The sequence below is a fragment of the Streptomyces sp. NPDC002785 genome, assembly GCF_040295565.1.
Taxonomy (GTDB): domain Bacteria; phylum Actinomycetota; class Actinomycetes; order Streptomycetales; family Streptomycetaceae; genus Streptomyces.
On sequence record NZ_JBEOVN010000048.1, the window covers coordinates 1 to 15,003 of the forward strand.

Here is a 15,003-nt window from a genome sequence, read left to right on the forward strand (position 1 = left end):
TGTGCGCTCCCTCTGTGGGGGCCCCACCGCCCCCCCAATTGCCGTCCCCCCGGCACCACCCCCCCCCGCACAGGGGGCGCCCCCTGTGCCGGTCGGTCCAAGGCTTCGAGTGCGAGAGACGAGAGCCTCGGCAACGGCGAGAACCCCTTACCCGCCGCCCGGCTCGAAGCGATCGAGAAGGCCGTCGCGGTCTGCCGTCACCACGGCTGGACGTCCCGCTCGGTGAACGGCCACAAGGAGTGGCAGCCCGGCAAGATCGATCCCCACGGCTTCTCGATGGACTCCACGTGGGACCGGAACCACGACCGCCTGAAGCGACCCGTACCCGGCCCGGCCCGGCACGGCGCAGCACGGCGACAATTGCGGCATGCCCTCCGAAGCACTCGACCTCTCACGGCTGCAGCCGCGGCTTCCCTCACCCCTGCAACCAGCCGAGGACGAACGCTTCGCGCGCCACGGCGTACGGCTGCTGCTCAAGCGCGACGATCTGATCCACCCCGATCTGCCCGGCAACAAATGGCGCAAGCTCTCCCTCAACCTGCGGGCTGCCGCCGGGCGCACCGTGCTGACCTTCGGCGGCGCGTACTCCAACCATCTGCGGGCCACCGCCGCCGCCGGGCGGCTGTTCGGCTTCCCCACCATCGGGGTCGTACGCGGTGACGAACTGGCCGACCGTCCCCTCAACCCCTCGCTCGCCCGGTGCGCCGCCGACGGGATGACCCTGCATTTCGTGGACCGTGCGACGTACCGCGCGAAGGCCGATCCAGAGGTCCTGGCGGGGCTGCTGAGCGCCTTCGGGGAGTGCTGTGTCATCCCGGAGGGCGGTAGCAACGCCCTGGCCGCACAGGGCTGTACGGAGCTGGGGCGCGAGCTGCGCGGCAGGGTGGATGTGGTCGCGGTTGCCTGCGGCACCGGCGGCACCCTCGCCGGACTGGCCGCCGGCCTCGCCCCGGGGCAGCGCGCCCTCGGCATCCCGGTGCTGCGCGGCGGCTTCCTCGGCGACGCGGTACGGGAACTGCAACAGGAGGCGTTCGGCGGGCCTGCCGGGTCGTGGTCCCTGGACGAGCGCTTCCACTTCGGCGGCTACGCCCGTACGACCCCACAGCTGCACGCGTTCGCGGACGACTTCGAGCAGCGGCACGGGATGCCCGTGGAGCGGCTCTATGTCGCCAAGCTGCTGTACGCGCTCACCGCGCTGGCCGAGGAGGGGGCGTTCCCCGCGGGAACCACGGTCGCGGCCGTCGTCACAGGCCGGCCGTAGGCACCCCCTCAGGGCGCCCGGGACTCCTCCCGGTAGGCCGCCGCCTCCTCCAGGTCGAGCCGTCTGAGCAGCGCTCGGAGCATCTCGTCGTCGATCTGCCGCTCGTCGCGCAGCCGTACGAAGACCTCGCGCTCGGCGTCGATCATTTCCCTGGCCAGGCGGCGGTATGTGTCGTCCGCCGATTCCCCGGTCACCGGATTGGCCGCACCCAGCCGCTCCCACACGGCGTTGCGGCGGCGCTCCAGGACGGTTCGCAGCCGGTCGGTGAGCGGTCCGGGCAGACAGTTGCGCCGGTCGGTGAGCAGCTCCTCCAGGCGCGCCTCGGCGGCCGTGGACGCCTCGCTCTGCGCCTGCGCCTCGGCCAGGGTCTCCGCCGTCACATCGCGCCCCGGAAGCTTCAGGACGCGTACGAGCAGCGGCAGGCTGAGCCCCTGGATGACGAGGGTGCCGATGACGGTGGTGAAAGTCAGGAACAGCACCAGATTGCGGGCCGGGAAGGCCTGCCCGCCGGTCGTGACCATCGGGATGGAGAAGGCGATGGCGAGCGAGACGACCCCGCGCATCCCGGCCCAGCCGACGATCAGCGGCGCCGTCCAGTTGGTCTCGGGCTCGCGCTCCCTGATCCGTTTCGACAGCCCCCTGGGAAGATACGTCGCCGGGTAGACCCAGATGAAGCGGACCACGACGACTGCGAGGAACACGGCCACCGCGTACCAGAGGGCATCTGTCACTGCGTACGTACCGAGCCCCTTCAGCACGAAGGGCAGCTGGAGCCCGATCAGCGCGAAGACCGCGGACTCCAGGATGAACGCGACCATCTTCCAGACGGCCGCCTCCTGGAGCCGGGTAGCGAAGTCGACCTGCCAGGACCGGTGGCCCAGATAGAGCGCGACGACGACCACGGCGAGCACTCCGGAGGCGTGCACGCGTTCTGCCGCCGCGTACGCCACGAAGGGGATCAGCAGCGACAGCGTGTTCTGCAGCAGGGCTTCCTTGAGGTGCGTACGGAGCCAGTGCAGCGGCACCATCAGCGCCAGGCCGACCACGACGCCGCCGACCGCGGCAAGGAAGAATTCGCCGATCCCGGCGCCCCAGCTCATGCCCTCGCCGACGGCGGCGGCGAGCGCCACCTTGTAGGCAGTGATCGCCGTGGCGTCGTTCACCAGGGACTCGCCCTGCAGGATCGTCGTGATCCGGCCGGGCAGCCCGACCCGGCGGGCGATCGCGGCGGCCGTGACGGCGTCCGGCGGAGCGACGACCGCGCCGAGCACCAGCGCGGCAGTGAGTGGCAGGCCGGGCACGAGGCGGTACGCCAGCCAGCCGACCGCGACGGTCGCGAACAGGACGTAACCGACGGAGAGCAGCGCGACCGGCCGGAGATTGGCCCGCAGATCGAGATACGAGCTGTCGACGGCCGCCGTATAGAGCAATGGCGGCAGCAGCAGCGGCAGCACGATGTGCGCGTCCAGGGTGTACGTCGGCACCCCGGGCAGATACGAGGCGATCAGCCCCGCCGTGACCAGCAGCAGGGGGGCCGGCACAGGGGTGCGACGGGCGGCCCCCGCCACGGCCGCACTGGCCGCGACCAATGCCACCAGCGGCAATGCGTCCATTTCACGGTCCTCGCATCCGTCGTAACCTGACAATCATGAGTGATTGCCCGCACGTGTCCGAACTGCCGCGCCCCGAGCCGGCGCCGCTCAGCGGGACCTGCCTCGGATGCCTCGAAGCCGGCACCCACCCGGTGCAGCTACGGCTCTGTCTGCTCTGCGGCCATGTCGGCTGCTGCGATTCGTCGCCGCTGCAGCACGCCACCGCGCACTTCAAGGAGACAGGTCATCCGGTGATGCGGAGCTTCGAATCGGGCGAAAGCTGGCGCTGGTGCTTCGAGGACGGTTCGATCGTCTGACGCCTGGGTACGTCAAACCGGCGCCGGTTGTTCGTAATTGACCACCGCAGACCTCTACCCACCGTGTGCACTCATGGGCTTACCATGAGTGACAGTCATGGGTGGGGCCTGCCCGGCGGATCAGGTGCGACCTCGGCCATGATCCGCCGGGCAGGCTCCGGGGGTCCGGCGACACGGCATCATGGATCGCGATAGCGTCACCGGACCAGAACCGACGACGTACCGCATGGCTCCGGGGCACCCTTCCCGGATCCTCGGAAGAGTTTGTGCCACCTTGGAGGTGAGGGTGTCCCACATCGCAGGCGAGCCCGGGAATCAGGACTTCGTAGAGGTCCGGCTGCCCGCTGAGGGTGCCTACCTGTCGGTGCTGCGTACGGCAACGGCCGGTCTCGCAGCGCGCTTGGACTTCACTCTCGACGAGATCGAGGATCTTCGCATCGCGGTCGACGAGGCCTGCGCGATCCTGCTTCAGCAGGCCGTGCCGGGCTCCGTCCTCAGCTGCGTATTCCGGCTCATCGAGGATTCTCTCGAGGTGACGGTGTCGGCCCCGACGACGGACGGCCGGGCGCCGGAGCGAGACACCTTCGCCTGGACAGTGCTCTCCGCACTGGCCGGAAAGGTCGACTCCTCGGTCGCCGACGACCGTACTGTCAGCATCAGCCTCTACAAACAGCGCGGCGCGGGACCCGGGCCGGCGTGAGCAACGGGAACGGGGACGGTCCTGTGCGAGACGAGACGATCCGACCAGGGGTGGTGCGCGCAGCAGGCATCCCGGAACAACAGGCCCTGCCCCATCCGGTGGACGGGGCGGACGGGCCTGCGGGCCGTACGGTCGCGGTGGAGCAGTCGCAGGCGGAGCGGGCAGGCCAGATGAGCGAGCACGGGCACCACGATCCACACGACCGCAGCGCAGCGCGGGCGCTGTTCATCGAACTGCGCCGGCTTCCCGACGGATCGGCCGAGAAGGCGGAGCTGCGCAATCAGCTGGTGCGGATGCATCTGCCGCTCGTGGAGCATCTGGCCCGCCGGTTCCGCAACCGCGGCGAGCCGCTGGACGATCTGACCCAGGTCGCCACGATCGGCCTGATCAAGTCGGTGGACCGGTTCGACCCGGACCGCGGTGTCGAGTTCTCGACGTACGCGACCCCCACGGTCGTCGGCGAGATCAAGCGCCACTTCCGCGACAAGGGCTGGGCGGTCCGGGTACCGCGTCGGCTCCAGGAGCTGCGGCTCTCGCTCACCACGGCCACCGCCGAACTGTCTCAGCAGCACGGCCGCTCGCCGACGGTGCACGAGCTGGCGGAGCGGCTGGGCATCTCCGAGGAAGAGGTCCTGGAGGGCCTGGAATCGGCCAACGCGTACAGCACACTCTCGCTGGACGTGCCGGACACGGACGACGAGTCCCCTGCGGTCGCGGACACGCTGGGCTCGGAGGACGAGGCGCTGGAGGGCGTCGAGTACCGGGAGTCGCTCAAGCCGCTGCTGGAGGACCTGCCACCGCGCGAGAAGCGGATTCTGCTGCTGCGCTTCTTCGGCAACATGACCCAGTCGCAGATCGCGCAGGAGGTCGGCATCTCACAGATGCACGTCTCGCGGCTGCTGGCCCGCACGCTGGCGCAGCTGCGCGAGCGGCTGCTCGTCGAGGAGTAGCGCAAAGGGCCGATGGGCGTGGGGCGGCGGAAAACGGCCGTGCCCACGAGCGGGGCAGCTGCGCCCGGCAGTCGGCTCGTACGTGCAGCACCTGCGCCGGAGGGTTGACGGCATCCGAAGGCCGCCTCACCCGGAAACCGGGACTCCGGGCGTTAGGTTCAGGCGTCCGGCGTGGTGCCGGGTCGGCGAATGCCGAGTGCCTCGACCGTCGTCGGCCTGACCAGCTGGTAGAGCGCTGTCAGAACCACCGCGGCGAGGACGATCCCGGCCGGGATCAGTGCGCCGTGGGACCTCAGCAGCGTCCAGACCACCGGAAGCGCGATGATCTGCGTGATGAGCGCGGGGCCCCTGCTCCAGCTGCGCCGCCGCAGCAGACCACGCGCGGCGAACAGCGGGATCAGGCCGAGCGCGATCAGCGTGAGGCCGCCCATCTCCGCCTGCTGCGGGCTCTCGGGGCGCCCGAGCAGCCCCATCACCAGCATGTAGATCCCGCCGCCGACGAGCGCCACCCCTTCCAGGGCGGTGAGTCCGGCCACGAGAGTGATCCTGCTCGGCTTCGCCGGTTCGACCGACGGCGAAGGCGACGAGGAGGGCGTGTTCTGCTGAGTACTCACCCTTGCAGGTTGACATCCCGGCCCTGCGAAAGCGAAGTCGGGGTCGAGAACGGTACGGGAGCGGACGGCCGCCCCGTCCGACCGCGCCCGGGTCGTCACCGAGCGTGAAGGTCATGGGGCAGGACTTCAGAGGGATACCACTCGGTAGGTAGTCTGGCCGTCATGCGCGCACTTCTTGTGGTCAATCCAGCTGCTACCACCACCAGTGCGCGGACGCGCGATGTACTCATCCACGCACTGGCCAGCGAGATGAAGCTGGAGGCCGTGACCACGGAGTACCGGGGCCATGCCCGGGACCTGGGGCGGCAGGCCGCGGACTCCTCGGAGATCGACCTGGTGGTCGCCCTGGGCGGCGACGGCACGGTCAACGAGGTCGTCAACGGATTGCTCCACAACGGCCCCGACCTGGACAACCTGCCGAGGCTCGCAGTGGTTCCCGGCGGCTCCACCAATGTCTTCGCGCGCGCCCTGGGCCTTCCCAACGACGCGGTGGAGGCGACCGGCGCGATCCTGGACGCGCTCGCCCACCGCACCGAACGCACGGTCGGTCTCGGACTGGCGGCCGGCACTCCCGGTACCGCGGACGAGTCGGTCCCGGAGCGCTGGTTCACCTTCTGCGCCGGGCTCGGATTCGACGCGGGCGTGGTCGGCCGGGTCGAACAGCAACGCGAACGCGGCAGGCGCTCGACGCATGCGCTGTACGTACGCCAGGTGGTCCGGCAATTCCTGGAGGAGCCGCACCGGCGGCACGGGACGATGACACTGGAGACACCGGGACAGGAACCGGTCACCGACCTCGCGCTGTCCATAATCTCCAACACCGCACCTTGGAGCTACCTGGGGAATCGCCCCCTGTACGCGTCCCCGAAGGCCACCTTCGACACCGGCCTGGACGTGCTCGGGCTGAAGCGGCTCTCCACCCCGGCGGTCGCCCGCTACGGCACCCAGCTGCTCACTTCGAGCCCGGAGAAGGGCCCGTCCGGCAAGCACGCCGTTTCACTTCATGACCTCACGGACTTCACCTTGCATTCAAAGGCGCCACTGCCCTTCCAGATGGATGGCGACCATCTGGGAGTGCGTACCAGTGTGACGTTCACAGGCGTACGCCGTGCACTGCGTGTGATTGTGTGAGTGGAAGGGACCAAAGTCCTTTAACTCGAACGTTTGGGCTGGGCTCCACCCCATAGAAGTACGGCTGTGACCTAGTCGACACCGAGGAATCAAAAAAAACTTTCCAGAAGGGGTTGTATCCGCCGCTGAGGTTTGCGAATCTCTACATGGCGATCGGGACGGCCCGCAACAACGGCCTCCACTGAGAGCCAGAACCCCTCCTCAATTCACAGGACCACAACCAGTTCATCTGGGCGTCGGCCCATCACCTGTGGGGGGATTCGTGAAAGCGTTCACATTCACAAGCACCGTATGTAATACCAAGGAGAGGTAGCAGCCATGGACTGGCGTCACAACGCCGTTTGTCGTGAGGAAGACCCCGAGCTGTTCTTCCCCATCGGCAACACCGGTCCTGCGCTGCTGCAGATCGAGGAAGCCAAGGCCGTCTGCCGTCGCTGCCCCGTCATGGAGCAGTGCCTGCAGTGGGCGCTCGAGTCCGGCCAGGACTCCGGCGTCTGGGGTGGCCTCAGCGAGGACGAGCGCCGCGCGATGAAGCGCCGTGCAGCTCGCAACCGGGCGCGTAACGCCAGCGCCTGATCCGACGCCACCGCTACGAGCCTCAGCCAGGCGGCGCGTACAGAGCGTACGCACAACCCCGCCCCCCGAGTCGCAGCGCGCAGTACCCCCGAAGCGCATGCATGAACAGTGAGCCCGGACCGTGATCAACGGTCCGGGCTCACTGCTGTGTTCGCGCCTTGCCGGCCGCCGGGGCTACTTCCCGGCGCGGACCGGGATGTCGAGGACGACCTGGGTGCCGCGCTCGGGGGCAGGAACCATGGCGAAGCTGCCGCTCAACTCGCCTTCCACCAGCGTCCTCACGATCTGCAGCCCCAGATTGCCGGCGCGCTGCGGGTCGAAACCCTCGGGCAGTCCGCAGCCGTCGTCCCGGACCGTGATCAGCAGCCGCGTCCCGGCGGAGGAACCGCCGCGTACCGCCGATACCTCCACCGTGCCGGACTCGGCGAGGGTGAAGGCGTGCTCCAGGGCGTTCTGCAGGACTTCGGTGAGCACCATCGCCAGCGGTGTGGCCACTTCGGCGTCGAGAATGCCGAAGCGTCCCGTACGGCGACAGGTCACCTTGCCCGGGGAGATCTCGGCAACCATCGCGATGACCCGGTCGGCGATCTCGTCGAACTCCACCCGCTCGTCCAGATTCTGGGACAGCGTCTCATGAACGATGGCAATCGAGCCGACGCGCCGTACCGCCTCGTTGAGCGCTTCGCGGCCCTGCGCGGAGTCCATCCGCCGGGCCTGGAGCCGCAACAGCGCCGCGACGGTCTGGAGGTTGTTCTTCACCCGGTGGTGGATCTCCCGGATGGTGGCATCCTTGGTGATCAACTCCCGCTCACGACGACGCAGTTCGGTGACGTCCCGGAGGAGGACCAGGGAGCCGATCCTGACCCCCTTGGGCTTGAGCGGGATAGCCCGGAGCTGGATCACCCCGCCCGCGCACTCGACCTCGAACTCACGGGGTGCGTAACCGCTGGCGAGTTTGACCAGGGCCTCGTCAACCGGGCCGCGGGAAGGGGCGAGTTCGGCGGTGATCCCGCCCAGGTGCTGGCCGACCAGGTCGGAGGCGAGGCCGAGGCGGTGGTACGCGGAGAGGCCGTTGGGGCTGGCGTACTGGACGACTCCGTCGGCGTCGAGCCTGATCAGCCCGTCGCCGACGCGCGGCGACGCGTCCATGTCGACCTGCTGGCCAGGGAACGGGAAGGCCCCGGCGGCGATCATCTGGGCCAGGTCGGAGGCCGACTGGAGGTAGGTGAGCTCCAGCCGGGACGGCGTACGGACGGTCAGGAGGTTGGTGTTCCGGGCGATGACTCCGAGGACCCGGCCCTCACGGCGTACGGGGATCGACTCGACCCGTACCGGCACCTCCTCACGCCACTCCGGGTCGCCCTCGCGCACGATCCGGCCCTCGTCCAGCGCCGCGTCGAGCAGCGGGCGGCGGCCGCGCGGCACCAAGTGGCCGACCATGTCGTCCTGGTAGGAGGTGGGGCCGGTGTTGGGCCGCATCTGGGCCACGGACACATAGCGGGTGCCGTCGCGGGTGGGAACCCACAGCACGAGGTCGGCGAAGGAGAGATCGGAGAGCAGCTGCCACTCCGAGACCAGCAGATGCAGCCACTCCAGGTCGGTGTCACTGAGGGCTGTGTGCTGGCGGACGAGGTCGTTCATGGAGGGCACGTGTGCGAGCGTACCCGCGGACGGGCCATGGTTCCGAACCGAACGACGCGGCCGTACGTGCAAGGGGAAGGGCCCGGAAAATTGCGGTGCTCCGACGGATGGACACAGCGAATGGTCTAGTCCACAATGCTCAAGACAGAGCTTCCGCTCTCCCCGCACAGGAGAGCGGAGCGAGGTACCCGCGCTCTCTGCCCTGACCGCGCAGGCACCTCTCCCCGGCCGGGGGCACCGCACACCGCCGGCCGAGCAGACCGTCCACGGTGGTCGGTCTTACTCCGGGCTGCGGTGCCGGATGGGCCGAGGGTCCCGTCCCGGCGCCGCGGCCCGCGGGTGCTTCTGCGGACCCCGCCCGTGCCCCACCCCGTGATCAACGGGTCTCGGTGACCTTGGCCAGCGCGCGCGGCGCGTCCGGGTCCTGACCGCGGGCGATCGTCACCTCGTAGGCCAGCATCTGCAGCGGCAGGATCTCCAGGATCGGCTGGACCTCTTCGGCGACCCCGGCCGTCGGGAGTACGAAGCCCGCGGACGCCGCCTCCACCTGGGCCTTGGGACCGACCACGAACAAGTCCGCGCCGCGGCCTCGCAGCCGGTCCAGAACCGGCTGGAGGGCCTGGCCGCCCCGGCCGTCGGTGACGACGGCGATCACCGGGGAGATGTTGTCGACCATGGCGAGCGGGCCGTGCAGCAGATCGGCGCCGGAGTAGGAGAGAGCCGGGATGTAGCTGGTCTCCATCAGCTTCAGGGCGGCTTCCTTGGCCGTGGGGTAGCCGTAGCCGCGCGAGGTGATGACCATGCGCTCGGCAAAGCGGTAGCGCGAAGCCAGGGTCTTGACCTCGTCCCTGCGGGCCAGGATCACCTCGGCCAGCTCCGGCAGGATCGCGGCGGCGGTGGCGTCCCCACCGCGCAGGCCCTCCACGAAGAGGTAGAGGGACAGCAGGGAGGCGGTGTACGTCTTGGTGGCCGGGAGGGCTTTCTCCGGGCCCGCCAGGATGTCGATGTGGTACTCGGAGACGGCGGCGAGCGGCGAGTCCGGATTGTTGGTGACGGCCAGAGTGATCGCGCCGGCCTCTCGGGCCGCCCTGGTGGAGGCCACCAGATCGGGTGAGCCGCCGGACTGGCTGACGGTGATGACGAGGACGTCCCTCAGGTCCGGCTTGGCGCCGTACGCCGTGGTGGTCGACATCGACGCCAGACCGCAGGGCAGCCCGAGCTGGATCTCCAGCAGGTACTTGGCGTAGAGCGCCGCGTTGTCCGACGTACCGCGGGCGGCGAGAAGGACGAAGCGCGGGTTCTTCGCCGCGATCCCGGCGGCCACCTCACGGATCCCGGGGGCTCCCTGGCCGAGGATGCGCCGCAGGACTCCGGGCTGTTCGGCCACCTCGCCGGACATGATCCGGCCAGGCTGCTCGCCCTCCCCGGCCGAAAACGTGGCGGACATGTCGAGTGCCTCCCAGGGGTGTCCCGGTGCGTCAGGAACGCCGTTGGACCCAGTCGACCACGGCGAACCGGACACCCGCCAGCGGACCGCGGGCGGGACGGGTACGAACGTCGTGTCCGCGTTACCGGATTCTGCTAGATTGGACCTCGATTGGTCTATACCACATAATTCAACTCTTCAGATCGGCAGGCCACGCGTGGAAGTTGTCATCGTCCCGGACGCCAAGGCAGGCGGCGAACTCATCGCGGAGGCCATCGGCGCCCTGCTGAGCCGCAAGCCCGACGCCCTTCTCGGCGTTGCCACCGGCTCTACCCCGCTGCCCATCTACCAGGCGCTGGCGGCCAAGGTCCGCTCCGGTGCCGTGGACGCGTCCCGCGCCCGCATCTGCCAGCTCGACGAGTACGTCGGCCTGCCGGCGGGCCACCCCGAGTCCTACCGCTCCGTGGTGCTGCGCGAGGTCGTCGAACCGCTCGGCCTGTCCGAGGCGTCCTTCATGGGCCCCGACGGCTCCGCCGAGGACGTCCTGGCCGCGTGCCAGGCGTACGACAGGGCGCTCGCCGAGGCCGGCGGAGTGGACCTGCAGCTCCTCGGCATCGGCACCGACGGACACATCGGCTTCAACGAGCCGTGCTCCTCGCTCGCCTCCCGTACCCGGATCAAAACGCTCACCGAGCAGACCCGGGTCGACAACGCGCGCTTCTTCGACAACGACATCACGCAGGTGCCGCACCATGTGATCACCCAGGGCATCGGCACCATCCTGGAGTCCCGCCACCCGATCCTGCTCGCCACCGGCGAGGGCAAGGCGGATGCCGTGGCGCAGACGGTGGAGGGGCCGGTGGCCTCGATCGTGCCCGCGTCGGCGCTGCAGTTGCATCCGCATGCGACGGTGGTGGTGGACGAGGCCGCCGCGTCGAAGTTGAAGCTGGCGGACTACTTCCGCGCCACGTATGCGGCGAAGCCGCTGTGGCAGGGGCTTTAGACGTAACGGCACACGAGAGGGCCGGGGCACCCGTGGTGGGCGCCCCGGCCCTCTCGTGTGCCGTTACGCGTCCTGCGGCCGAGCTTGCCCTCAAACGCCGGACAAGCTTGGTTCGGCCCTCGCACCGTGGGCAGGAGCGGCCGCGTGGACGGGGTGTCCTCAAACGCCGGGCGGGCTTGACTTGGTCCGTACAGGCCTGAATCGGTCCGTACCGCAGGCAACGCCCGTTCATCCGGACGGGCGTTGCCGGCCGGGGCCCGGGCAGGCGTGATGCGGGCCTCGTGCCGCATCACGCCTGCTTTCAGGCCTGGGGGCGGTCCGTACCCCTGGCGATGATCTCCGCGGCCGCCAGGCCGCAGACGCGGGCCGCGCCGTGGGTGGCGATGTGCAGGGCGCCCCTGAGGGCTGCCTGCGGGACGCCCATTTCGACCACGACCGTGTCGGGGCGCTCCGCCACCAGGGCGTCGAGGGCCTCGGCCATCCAGGCATGGCGGTGCACGTCGCGGACGACCACGACGATGCGCCGCTCACCCGCATCCCGCAGCACCGCGGCGACGGGTGCCTCGGTCTCGCTGCTGTACGTGTCGGTCTCCGTGCCCGGCACCAGCCGGCCCAGCTCCGCGGCGACGCCCCACGGAGTCTCGTCGCCGACCGCGATGTTCGACGCGGAGGTGAACGCGGCAACGTAGGCGGGGTCGGTCAGCGGCTCGGCGGAGCCGGTCACCTTCGCCGCGCGGCGGGCGGCGACCAGGCCGATGTCGGAACCGATTCCGGTGCCGGGCGCGGTCCCCTCCCGCGCCGCCGCACCGGCCCCCTGCGTCCAGAACGCGAGGGCACGTACCCGTGCGGCCGCGTCCGCGAGCCGCTCCTCGGCGAGTTCACCGCTGCGCACCGCCGCGACCAGCGCGTCGCGCAGCCGCTGCACCGTGCCGTCGTCCTCCAGACCGCCTCCGACACACAGGGCGTCGGCCCCCGCGGCGATCGCGAGGACGGAGCCGCGCTCGATGCCGTACGTCCCGGCGATGGCCTGCATCTCCACGGCGTCGGTGACGATCAGGCCGTCGTACCCCAGCTCCTCGCGCAGCAGACCGGTGAGGATCTGCGGGCTCACGGTCGCGGGGTGGTCCGGGTCGAGGGCGGGCAGCAGGATGTGCGCGCTCATCACGCACTTGGAACCCGCTGCGATGGCGGCCCTGAAGGGCACCAGTTCACGGGCGTGCAGCGTTTCCAGGTCCACGTCGATGCGCGGCATCGCGTGGTGCGAGTCGATCGCGGTGTCGCCGTGCCCGGGGAAGTGCTTGGTGCAGGCGGCGACTCCGGCGGCCTGGAGGCCCTCGATGTACGCGGCGGTGTGCCGGGCCGCGAGCTCGGTGTCGGCGCCGAAGGACCGTACGCCGATGATCGGGTTGTCCGGGTTGGAGTTGACGTCCGCGGACGGCGCCCAGTTGAGGTTGACGCCGCACTCGGCGAGCCGGCGACCCAGTTCCCGGGCGACCTCACGGGTCAGCGCCACGTCGTCGACGTGGCCGAGCGCGAGGTTGCCCGGGAAGGAGGAGCCGGTACGCACCTCGAGGCGGGTGACGTCACCGCCCTCCTCGTCGATCGCGACGAGGATGTCGTCGCGCTCGGCCCTGAGCTGGGCGGTGAGTGCGGCGACTTGCTCGGCCGTCCGGATGTTGCGGCCGAACAGGGCGACGGAGGCGAGGCCTTCGTCGACTCGGCGCAGCACCCAGTCCGGGGCGGTGGTGCCGGTGAATCCGGGCTGCAGGACGGCGAGTGCGTCGCGGGTGATGGTGTCCGTGGTGGATATCAGAGTGGTCATGGAGGTGCGTTATCCCTTCACGGCGCCGGAGGTGAGGCCGGTTGCCATGTACTTCTGCACCAGCAGGAAGAAGGCCACGACCGGGATGGCGATCAGTGTCGAGGCCGCCATCAGCGCGCCGTAGTCGATGCCTCGCGAGGTGGTGAAGTTCATCAGCCAGACGTTGAGGGTGTACTTGTCGTTGTCCTGCAGGACGACGTAGGCGAGCAGGTATTCGTTCCACGCCGTGATCAGCGAGAAGATCGAGGCGGCGGCGAGGCCGGGGGCCAGCAGGGGGAAGGTGACGCGCCAGAACGCTCCCATCCGGCTGCAGCCGTCGACCATGGCCGACTCTTCGAGTTCCTGCGGAATGTTGATCACGAAGCCACGGATCATCCACGTCGCGAACGGCAGGGTGGAGACGAGGTAGATGACGATGACGCCCCAGTACTCGTTGAGTCCGCCGAGGTCGTTGAGCTGGATGTAGATGGGGATCAGCATGGCCGTCGGGGGCAGCAGCTGGACGACGAGCAGCACGATCATGAAGAACTTGCGCCCGCGGAACCGGAACCGGCCGATGGCGAAGGCCGCGATCGTGGCGAGCAGCATGCCGCCGAGGACGGCGACACCGCACACGATGAGGCTGGATTCGATGGCCGTGCCGAAGTTCGGCTGCTTGATGGCCCGGGAGAAGTTGTCGAAGGTGATCGACGTCGGCCACAGCGTCTGGTCGTAGCTGCGGATCTCGGCGTTGGGCCGCAGGGAGCTGACAACCAGCCAGTAGACCGGGAACGCCATGAGCACGAAGGCGACGAGACCCGCGATGTTGTAGCCGATGCGGCTCTTCTTGCGGTCCGGGCGGAGGACCTGAGGCGTGGAGGTACTCACTCAACCTCTCCGATCTTGAGCAGCTGGCGCAGGTAGTACACGGCGACGCCGGACAGCAGCAGGACCGTGATGAGTGAGATGGCGGCGCCCTGGCTGAACGAGTTGGACTCGAATGCCTTCTCGAACGAGTAGATACCGAGAACGGAGTACTCGGGTTCCGGCTTGTTGCCGCGCATCAGGAAGATCTGGCCGAAGACATTGAAGTCCCAGAGCACGGACAGGGTGGCGACCATCTGGAAGACCGGCTTGATGACGGGCCAGGTGACGTAGCGGAAGACGCCGAAGGTGCCGGCTCCGTCGAGCGAGGCAGCTTCTTCAAGCTCCTTGGGAACCTGAGTCAGCGCGGCGTACAGGGTCACGGAGACGAAGGGAATGGCCCCCCAGACCACGACCGCACCGATGATGACGAAGCCCTGCTTCGGGTCGAGGAACCAGTTGTGTCCCTGCGCGTCGATCCCGAGGTACTTGCTCAGCACCATGTTCAGGACGCCGTAGTCGGAGTCCGCGAACCACCGGAAGATGGAGGTGGCCACGAGGAGGGGCATGGACCAGGCGGCGACCAGCGCGGCGGTCAGCAGGAGCCGTACCCACGTGGACATCCGCTGCATGAGCATGGAGAGGCCCAGGCCGCCGGCCATGGTCGCGGCGACGCAGACGACCATGAAGATGATGGTCCGCCAGACGACGTCCCAGAACTCACCGTCTCCGAGGATGTTGGTGAACTGGTCGAAACCCACCCACGGAGCGGCCTGTCCCGACCACAGCTCCCGGCGGCCCACGTCCTGGAACGACATGATGACCGTCTTGATGAAGGGCCAGACGAACACAGCGGCGATCGCGATGAACGCCGGAGCTATCAGGAGGTACGGCAGCAGAGCGCCGGCCTTCCGCGGTGGACGGTTCGCGTTCTTCGCAGGCTGAGGATGCGTCCCCTCAGGGGCCCGCGGGACGGACACCGGCGGGTCGGCTGCTTTCATATCGGCGGCACTCACTGTGCTGGCCTTCCGTTCGGACCTGGTACCGGGAGGCGGGGGTGGCAGCTCCTTTCGGACTGCCACCCCCACGAATGATCACTGGAGCCGGTGGTTCAGGAGTTCACCGGC

General features: G+C 69.2%; 14 protein-coding genes and 1 pseudogene. 8 read left to right on the forward strand and 7 right to left on the reverse strand.

Going from position 1 to position 15,003, the window contains the following annotated elements:
- Positions 1-120: 120 nt before the first annotated feature.
- Positions 121-315: pseudogene (locus tag ABTZ94_RS14470) on the forward strand (N-acetylmuramoyl-L-alanine amidase); the annotation flags it as partial.
- A gap of 52 nt (positions 316-367) precedes the next feature.
- Entirely contained in the window at positions 368-1,261 is an 894-nt protein-coding gene (locus tag ABTZ94_RS14475) for a 1-aminocyclopropane-1-carboxylate deaminase/D-cysteine desulfhydrase (RefSeq protein WP_351200955.1), read from the forward strand.
- 8 nt (positions 1,262-1,269) lie between these two features.
- Here the strand turns inward: ABTZ94_RS14475 and ABTZ94_RS14480 are convergent, their stop codons facing one another.
- Positions 1,270-2,874, reverse strand: a complete 1,605-nt coding sequence (locus ABTZ94_RS14480) for a Na+/H+ antiporter (protein WP_351200957.1) — start codon at positions 2,872-2,874, stop codon at positions 1,270-1,272.
- Positions 2,875-2,909: 35 nt separating this feature from the next.
- Between ABTZ94_RS14480 and ABTZ94_RS14485 the strand changes: the two genes are divergently transcribed.
- The 3 genes from ABTZ94_RS14485 (at position 2,910) to ABTZ94_RS14495 (ending at position 4,820) form a co-directional block, all read left to right on the forward strand.
- Positions 2,910-3,170: a UBP-type zinc finger domain-containing protein gene (locus tag ABTZ94_RS14485; protein WP_351200959.1), complete on the forward strand. Its 261-nt coding sequence runs from the start codon at positions 2,910-2,912 to the stop codon at positions 3,168-3,170.
- Between the two features lie 286 nt (positions 3,171-3,456).
- Complete coding sequence (locus ABTZ94_RS14490) at positions 3,457-3,870, forward strand: ATP-binding protein (RefSeq protein WP_351200961.1); 414 nt, start codon at positions 3,457-3,459, stop codon at positions 3,868-3,870.
- A complete protein-coding gene (locus ABTZ94_RS14495) occupies positions 3,867-4,820 on the forward strand; it encodes an RNA polymerase sigma factor SigF (RefSeq protein WP_502967244.1) in 954 nt (317 codons plus the stop codon). The genes ABTZ94_RS14490 and ABTZ94_RS14495 overlap by 4 nt, the downstream gene beginning before the upstream one ends.
- Positions 4,821-4,978: 158 nt before the next feature.
- Here the strand turns inward: ABTZ94_RS14495 and ABTZ94_RS14500 are convergent, their stop codons facing one another.
- Complete coding sequence (locus ABTZ94_RS14500) at positions 4,979-5,356, reverse strand: hypothetical protein (protein ID WP_351201021.1); 378 nt, start codon at positions 5,354-5,356, stop codon at positions 4,979-4,981.
- A gap of 240 nt (positions 5,357-5,596) precedes the next feature.
- On the opposite strand from ABTZ94_RS14500, the gene ABTZ94_RS14505 reads away from it, so the two are divergent.
- On the forward strand, positions 5,597-6,565 hold the full coding sequence (locus ABTZ94_RS14505; protein ID WP_351200964.1) for a diacylglycerol/lipid kinase family protein: 969 nt from the start codon (positions 5,597-5,599) through the stop codon (positions 6,563-6,565).
- A 318-nt stretch (positions 6,566-6,883) separates the two neighbouring features.
- Complete coding sequence (locus ABTZ94_RS14510; protein WP_003953983.1) at positions 6,884-7,141, forward strand: WhiB family transcriptional regulator; 258 nt, start codon at positions 6,884-6,886, stop codon at positions 7,139-7,141.
- 174 nt (positions 7,142-7,315) lie between these two features.
- Here ABTZ94_RS14510 and ABTZ94_RS14515 read toward each other — a convergent pair whose 3' ends face one another.
- Together ABTZ94_RS14515 and ABTZ94_RS14520 are read right to left on the reverse strand one after the other, a co-directional pair.
- A complete protein-coding gene (locus ABTZ94_RS14515) occupies positions 7,316-8,782 on the reverse strand; it encodes a histidine kinase N-terminal domain-containing protein (RefSeq protein WP_351201023.1) in 1,467 nt (488 codons plus the stop codon).
- 376 nt (positions 8,783-9,158) lie between these two features.
- On the reverse strand, positions 9,159-10,229 hold the full coding sequence (locus ABTZ94_RS14520; RefSeq protein ID WP_351200967.1) for an SIS domain-containing protein: 1,071 nt from the start codon (positions 10,227-10,229) through the stop codon (positions 9,159-9,161).
- A 196-nt stretch (positions 10,230-10,425) separates the two neighbouring features.
- Between ABTZ94_RS14520 and nagB the strand changes: the two genes are divergently transcribed.
- Positions 10,426-11,211: a glucosamine-6-phosphate deaminase gene (gene nagB / locus ABTZ94_RS14525; RefSeq protein WP_351200969.1), complete on the forward strand. Its 786-nt coding sequence runs from the start codon at positions 10,426-10,428 to the stop codon at positions 11,209-11,211.
- A 301-nt stretch (positions 11,212-11,512) separates the two neighbouring features.
- Here the strand turns inward: nagB and ABTZ94_RS14530 are convergent, their stop codons facing one another.
- Genes ABTZ94_RS14530 through ABTZ94_RS14540 form a run of 3 tightly spaced genes read right to left on the reverse strand, consistent with a single transcriptional unit; the run spans position 11,513 to position 14,892 of the window.
- Positions 11,513-13,033: a glycoside hydrolase family 3 protein gene (locus tag ABTZ94_RS14530; RefSeq protein ID WP_351200971.1), complete on the reverse strand. Its 1,521-nt coding sequence runs from the start codon at positions 13,031-13,033 to the stop codon at positions 11,513-11,515.
- A 9-nt stretch (positions 13,034-13,042) separates the two neighbouring features.
- Positions 13,043-13,900 carry a carbohydrate ABC transporter permease gene (locus ABTZ94_RS14535; RefSeq protein ID WP_351200973.1) on the reverse strand — a complete coding sequence of 286 codons (858 nt, stop codon included), beginning with the start codon at positions 13,898-13,900 and terminating at the stop codon, positions 13,043-13,045.
- The gene (locus ABTZ94_RS14540; protein ID WP_351200975.1) at positions 13,897-14,892 is read right to left on the reverse strand and encodes a carbohydrate ABC transporter permease; all 996 of its coding nucleotides are present in this window, start codon (positions 14,890-14,892) and stop codon (positions 13,897-13,899) included. The genes ABTZ94_RS14535 and ABTZ94_RS14540 overlap by 4 nt, the downstream gene beginning before the upstream one ends.
- Positions 14,893-15,003: the final 111 nt, after the last annotated feature.